The organism is Paenibacillus nanchangensis (assembly GCF_046543445.1).
Taxonomy (GTDB): Bacteria; Bacillota; Bacilli; order Paenibacillales; family Paenibacillaceae; genus Paenibacillus_AQ; species Paenibacillus_AQ nanchangensis.
Map to the genome: position 1 here is coordinate 91,369 of NZ_JBHOFD010000030.1, position 6,625 is coordinate 97,993.

Genomic DNA, 6,625 nt, shown 5'->3' on the forward strand with positions numbered 1-6,625 from the left:
CGTTAGAATTTTATGGCTTATTAGGAGGCCTAGGAATGAAAGTAAGATACAGTGTCATCATCCCTATGTATAATGAAGAATTGGTTATCGCCCATACGTACGAGCGGCTGAAAAAGGTGATGGACGGCTGCGGAGATCCGTATGAGCTGGTGTTCGTCAACGACGGCAGCCGCGACCGGACGGTGGAGATCATGCAGGAAATCAGCAGCAGGGACGCAAACGTCAAGCTGATTGATTTTTCCCGCAACTTTGGGCACCAGGTTGCGATTACCGCAGGAATGGATTATGCCCAAGGCGATGCGGTGGTGGTGATCGACGCCGATCTTCAGGACCCGCCCGAAATCATTTTACAGATGATTGACAAGTGGAAGGAAGGGTACGAGGTCGTATATGCGAAGCGGCTGAAACGTCACGGGGAGACGCTGTTCAAAAAAGTTACCGCAAAGCTGTTCTACCGGCTGCTCCGGAGCATGACCAGCGTCGATATACCGACCGACACGGGGGATTTCCGCCTGATCGACCGCAAGGTGTGCGACGTGCTCCGCGGCTTGAAAGAGAAAAACCGGTATGTCCGGGGCTTGGTCAGCTGGGTAGGCTTCCGGCAGACGATGGTCGAATACGTGCGGGAGGAACGATTTGCCGGAGAAACAAAATATCCGCTGAAGAAAATGATCCGGTTTGCGCTGGACGGCATTACCTCCTTTTCGCACAAGCCGCTCAAAATCGCCACGTACGTAGGCTTTTTTCTCTCGTTGTCGAGCTTTATCTATTTGTTTATCGTCGTGTACCAGAAGCTTTTTACTTCCCGGAACGAGCCGGGATGGTCGTCCATTGTCGGCATTAACCTCCTGTTTAACGGCATTGTGCTGATGCTGCTTGGCGTGATCGGCGAATACATCGGCCGGATTTACGATGAGGCAAAGGACCGGCCGCTGTACATTGTACGCGAAACGAAGGGGTATCCCGAGACGCAGGAAGGGCCGCAGCAGGAAGGGCACAGCGGGACTTCGAAGCGGGAGAACGCCAATGTCCGATAATAGTCTGCGCACAGCCGCCATTCAATTCCTGAAGTTTAATGCCGTTGGCCTGCTGAATACGCTGGTGGATTTTGCGGTGTTTACTCTACTGAGCGCTGCGGGAGCCGGATATGCGATTGCTCAAGTTATTTCCTACAGCGCGGGGACGGCGAACAGCTTTATCCTCAATAAAAAAGTCACCTTCCGTGACCGCCAGAAAGCGGATCAGGCCTCCTTTGACCGGATGCAGCTGGTTAAGTTTATATTGCTTAATCTGGTCAGTCTCGGAGTTTCGCTGTTGCTGATGCATGTTTTGACTGACCGGCTGGGCATGCAGGTTCTGCTGTCCAAGGTTCTGGTCACCGGAGTAACCGTGGTGATAAATTTTGTCGGAAGCCGAAAATGGGTATTTTGACCGGATTGCCGGCCCTCTTTGCAGAGGGTCTTTTTTTTACCCTCGTCTGATCCGTCTGCTGGACACCAAAACGCCAATCCAGCCCTCATCTCCTGCCGCATACAGGAGGCTTGCAGAAGTGGGGAAGCCGTAAAAGGCCTGCTTCTTCCGAATGAATAAGAACTTTCAGATCATGGGCAGGCTGATATTTCACGGTCGTCAGACCGCTTACAGGCGCCATTTCCCCGGAGCAGACTTTGGATTATACTCCCTAAATTTTAACTGTTTAAAATAAAAATATCCGGTTTATATACTGTACAAGGGTAAGGAGTCAAGGGGAGCAGGGTCTAGGCAGTTTGTCCTTGGCTGAGAAGAGATGCATGGATTTAAAGTATGAGTTTGTCCGCAGCCAGAATCGCTTACATCTCACACAAATACATATTTTAAACATGTAAACGCAAACCATCCGAAAGGGTGGGACGCAAAGTCTGGAATCTGCCGTGCCGACCCAACCCGGTGCAATGATCGTCCGACCGCCATGAACTTCGTTTCTGGCGGTCTTTTTTGTGTGGTCCTTTACCCTGATTTCGGGCAATCGCATTCTGTAGGGGTTTACTCCAGTGAGAGGAAGGAGGGCAGGCTTGGCACCAGACCGCCGAACCGGCGGTTGTATAGGCGGGGGTTTGACAACTAATCGATTTGTATTGGAGTTGAATGCATGAAAAAAAGAGGGAAATCGCTCCTTTCTGTAGCGCTGGCTTTGATCCTGACGTTGGGGTCTGCCGGTTCCGCGCGGGCACAGAGCAGTTATCCTGGGGGTTTTCCGGAGGAGTGGGACGATAAATGGCAGGAGGCTGTAGCCATTTTGTTCCCGGAAATCCCGCTGGTTGATGTTTCCTGGTCGGACTGGACGGAAAAGATAATAGACGGGGAACGCTGGACCTGTAAATACCTGCTGATCAACGGCGTTCCGTTGTCCGAGCTGTACGATGCCTCCTGGCTCTTCATTAAATGTTATAAGCTGACACCAAAGCCAAGCCCAACGGTGGAACCAACGCCTTCGGTGGAGCCAACGCCGAGCCCAACAGTGACACCGACGCCTTCGGTGGAGCCAACACCGAGTCCAACGGTGGCACCAACGCCGACGCCAATCCCGTCGGTGGAGCCAACACCGACGCCAATCCCGTCGGCGGAGCCAACGCCGACGCCAACACCGTCGGTGGCACCAACACCGACGCCAATTCCGTCGGTGGCACCAACGCCGACGCCGAGTCCGTCGGCGGCACCAACACCGACGCCAAGTCCGTCGGCGGCACCGACACCGACGCCGAGTCCTTCGGTGGCACCAACGCCGACGCCAATCCCGTCGGTGGAGCCAACACCGACGCCGAGTCCGTCGGTAGCGCCGACACCGACGCCAAGTCCGTCGGTAGCGCCGACACCGACGCCAAGTCCGTCGGTGGAGCCAACCCCGACGCCAATCCCGTCGGTGGAGCCAACGCCGACGCCAATCCCGTCGGTGGAGCCAACCCCGACGCCAACTCCGTCGGTGGAGCCAACACCGACGCCAAGTCCGTCGGCGGAGCCAACGCCGACGCCAATCCCGTCGGTGGAGCCAACACCGACGCCAATCCCGTCGGTGGAGCCAACACCGACGCCAAGTCCGTCGGCGGAGCCAACGCCGACGCCAACACCGTCGGTGGCACCAACGCCGACGCCAACTCCGTCGGTGGCACCAACACCGACGCCAACACCGTCGGTGGAGCCGACACCGACGCCAACTCCGTCGGTAGCGCCGACACCGACGCCAAGTCCGTCGGTGGAGCCGACACCGACGCCAACTCCGTCGGTAGCGCCGACACCGACGCCAAGTCCGTCGGTAGCGCCGACACCGACGCCGAGTCCGTCGGTGGAGCCAACCCCGACGCCAAGTCCGTCGGTAGCGCCGACACCGACGCCAAGTCCGTCGGTGGAGCCAACGCCGACGCCGAGTCCGTCGGTAGCGCCGACACCGACGCCAAGTCCGTCGGTAGCGCCGACACCGACGCCGAGTCCGTCGGTGGAGCCAACACCGACGCCAAGTCCGTCGGTGGCACCAGCCCCGACGCCAATCCCGTCGGTAGAACCAACACCGACGCCAACTCCGTCGGCGGAACCAACGCCGACGCCGATCCCGTCGGTGGAGCCAACCCCGACGCCGAGTCCGTCGGTGGAGCCAACCCCGACGCCGAGTCCGTCGGTGGAGCCAACGCCGACGCCAACTCCGTCGGTGGCACCAACGCCGACGCCGAGTTCGTCGGTGGAGCCAACGCCGACGCCAATCCCGTCGGTGGAGCCAACGCCGACGCCAATCCCGTCGGTGGAGCCAACCCCGACGCCAATCCCGTCGGTAGAGCCAACCCCGACACCAGTTCCGCCAGGCTGGATACCAGCTTCGCCGGCACCGACTGACAGCGTACCGGGAGTCATCGTTATACCTGACGAGACGCCTCCTGCGGGCGGGTCGGAACAACCAGTAGAGGTGGGCGGGCCGGTACCAACTGACAGCGTACCGGGAGTCGTCGTTATACCTGACGAGACACCTCCTGCAGGTGGACCGGAACAGCCGGTAGAGGTGGATGAGCCGGTACCAACTCCGGGGCCTGGCCAAGAAGCGCCTGAGTCGGATGAGCCGGATATTGTGATTGTGGAGGGTCCTGCTCCACAAGGAGGTCCGCCCGAATCCGGTAGCGGTTTGCCTGCCGACAGCGGCAGCCCGAGTTTAGGGGAGATTCCATCTGATGAAGGCGGAATAGCTATTGGAGAGGAAGAGGTTCCTCTAGCCGCTCTGCCTAAAACAGGTGAAGCCAGTCCATGGCCGTACTACCTGTTTGGCACACTTGTTATAGGCGCTGGATTATTTTTGGCTAGATTAAAGAGACAGCAGTAAGCTTTTTGGTGTAAACTAGTAGAGAAGTGGGGGAGAGATTCCTTGCTTCTCTATTTTTTAGTGGGGTGAGAGGATGCGGAAATTATCTTACGTGATCATTTTAGCGGGGATTCTGATTATGCTCTATCCCCAAGCCAGTGAGTGGTACAACGACCGCCAGGAAGCTCAATTGCTAAATGAACTTGAGCAGAACTTCCAAAACACAGCAACGATTGAAGCAGATACCAACACCAAGAATACATACGCTCAAGTGAATCAGCTGCTTGCTGAAGAACCTAACGATCCGGCAGTAACCGCAGAGCCAGTGGTTGCGGAACAGAAAGAACAAGAGCCGGAAGCGATCGCATTGATCCAGATTGACAAAATCGATCTTAAATTGCCGGTACTAGAAGGTGCTACAAAAGCAAATATGAAGCATGCGGCCGCCCACATTACAGAGACATCACCTATTGGTGAGGTGGGGAACGCGGCAATTGCCGCTCACAGAGCCCGGACGAAAGGCCGGCTATTTAACCGGCTTAATGAAATGGAGAATGGGGATATTATCAAGGTAACAACGAATGGTCAGACCTACGAATATAAAGTATTTGACACCCTTGTTGTTGAACCGACCGACGTATCGGTACTCAATCGGAATGATAAGGATAAAATCCTGACCTTAATCACTTGCGATCCTTTAGTAAACCCAACGCACCGACTGATTATTCACGCTAAGCTCTCCTGAACCCAGGAGGGCTTTTTTTTCGACAAAACCTTCGTTTTATCCCTAAAAATTTGAAAAATAAGGATTCTACCTATTGAACTTGTAGGTACAAAATGGTAGATTAGTATTAGAAAAAGCTAAACACGATAACGGCAAACCTGTCGAAAGGCAGGGACGCAAAGCTACAGGGCCTTCCCGTAAGGATGGCAGCCAGCTACCGAATGAAGAGGCTTTTTTTGTTGTTTATTGATATGTTTTATCGATCTTTCAACTCTATTATTTAGAGAAAGCAAGACAGATAAGGCTTATACGATAACGGCAAACCTGTCGAAAGGCAGGGACGCAAAGCTATAGGGCCTTCCCGTAAGGATGGCAGCCAGCTACCGAAAGGAGTTTTATCTAATGAAAAAGTTTTATTTTTCTTTGCTGTCTATGTTAGTTGTTCTGTCCTCTATTTCTATCGGATCGGCACAAGCGGCTAGCGATACTTCCTGGCTGAACACCGCCAAGCTGGACCAAGGCGTCATTCAAGTTCAGTATTCTGCCCCGCAGGACAAGCGTACCAAAGTGATGATTACCAAAGACGGTACAAGCTATACCTACAATCTGCTCGCAGCCAAGCCAACGGAGACTTTTCCTCTCCAGCAGGGCAATGGTTCTTATAAAGTATCCATTCTTGAGAACACCACAGGCAATAAATACAAAGTAATCAGCTCTGAGACGCTGGATCTTTCCCTTAGCGACGCTAACGCTGTCTACCTTAGTTCCGTACAAAACGTAAAATGGAATAACTCTGATGCGGCTATTGTAAAAGCCAAACAACTAACCCAAGGCAAGGAAACGGATAAAGAGAAAGTACAAGCTATCTACAACTATATTATTACCAATGTAAAATACGATTATGCTCTTGCCGGCAGTGTAACTACCGATTACATTCCTAACATCAATAATACCTTGACCACCAAGAAGGGCATCTGCTACGATTACGCTTCTTTATTTGCAGCCATGCTCCGCAGCGTGGATGTACCAACGAAGCTGGTGATGGGAAATACAAGTTATGTAAAGGAATACCATGCTTGGAATGAAGTCTTGTTGGACGGCAAATGGGTCACAATTGACACCACTGTTGATGCTGGCCTGGCGAAGTCTGCAAAAGCCAGCGGATTAATTAAGGCATCTAATAAGTATGCGCCTGCAAAATTCTATTAATCTTTAATTATATAAAAGACACAACCTGGTGAATTATTTACCAGGTTGTTTTTTTGTTTATTGGGGTTGCATTTTATCCTGTGATTAGGGTATTATGTTCTAGCGCCATCCGAAAGACAGCAAGCTGAATCGACTTCAATAAAAAGATTTTAAAAAAAGCTTGCTAAATCGGTTCGGACATGATATATTATAAAAGTTGCTGCTGACGCGGTAACGACGAAAGAAAAGCTTGATCTTTGAAAACTGAACAACGAGTGAGTGGAAATCACTTCGGTGATTTCACAAATGAGAATTTATTCTCGTCAGATTCAAAATGAGCTATCTGCTCTAACAATAATGCCAGGCGCTTTGGTGCCGGGCAACCTTATTGGAGA

Annotated in this window: 5 protein-coding genes and 3 riboswitches; all 5 genes read left to right on the top strand. The window is 52.8% G+C overall.

Annotation, left to right across the window (positions count from 1 at the left end; all coding sequences use genetic code 11):
* The first annotated feature begins 35 nt into the window (after positions 1 to 35).
* The gene (locus tag ACE6ED_RS21975; protein ID WP_410829560.1) at positions 36 to 1,037 is read left to right on the top strand and encodes a glycosyltransferase family 2 protein; all 1,002 of its coding nucleotides are present in this window, start codon (positions 36 to 38) and stop codon (positions 1,035 to 1,037) included.
* On the top strand, positions 1,027 to 1,431 hold the full coding sequence (locus ACE6ED_RS21980) for a GtrA family protein (RefSeq protein WP_410829561.1): 405 nt from the start codon (positions 1,027 to 1,029) through the stop codon (positions 1,429 to 1,431). Before ACE6ED_RS21975 ends, ACE6ED_RS21980 begins: the two co-directional genes overlap by 11 nt.
* A 425-nt stretch (positions 1,432 to 1,856) precedes the next feature.
* Positions 1,857 to 1,951: riboswitch (cyclic di-GMP riboswitch) on the top strand.
* A 177-nt stretch (positions 1,952 to 2,128) separates the two neighbouring features.
* Positions 2,129 to 4,339, top strand: coding sequence for an LPXTG cell wall anchor domain-containing protein (locus ACE6ED_RS21985; protein WP_410829562.1), 2,211 nt, complete (start codon positions 2,129 to 2,131; stop codon positions 4,337 to 4,339).
* 73 nt (positions 4,340 to 4,412) lie between these two features.
* Positions 4,413 to 5,063, top strand: coding sequence for a class D sortase (locus ACE6ED_RS21990; RefSeq protein ID WP_410829563.1), 651 nt, complete (start codon positions 4,413 to 4,415; stop codon positions 5,061 to 5,063).
* A 120-nt stretch (positions 5,064 to 5,183) separates the two neighbouring features.
* Positions 5,184 to 5,264, top strand: a riboswitch (cyclic di-GMP riboswitch).
* A gap of 85 nt (positions 5,265 to 5,349) precedes the next feature.
* Positions 5,350 to 5,430, top strand: a riboswitch (cyclic di-GMP riboswitch).
* Between the two features lie 14 nt (positions 5,431 to 5,444).
* On the top strand, positions 5,445 to 6,251 hold the full coding sequence (locus ACE6ED_RS21995) for a transglutaminase-like domain-containing protein (RefSeq protein WP_410829564.1): 807 nt from the start codon (positions 5,445 to 5,447) through the stop codon (positions 6,249 to 6,251).
* Positions 6,252 to 6,625 lie beyond the last annotated feature (374 nt).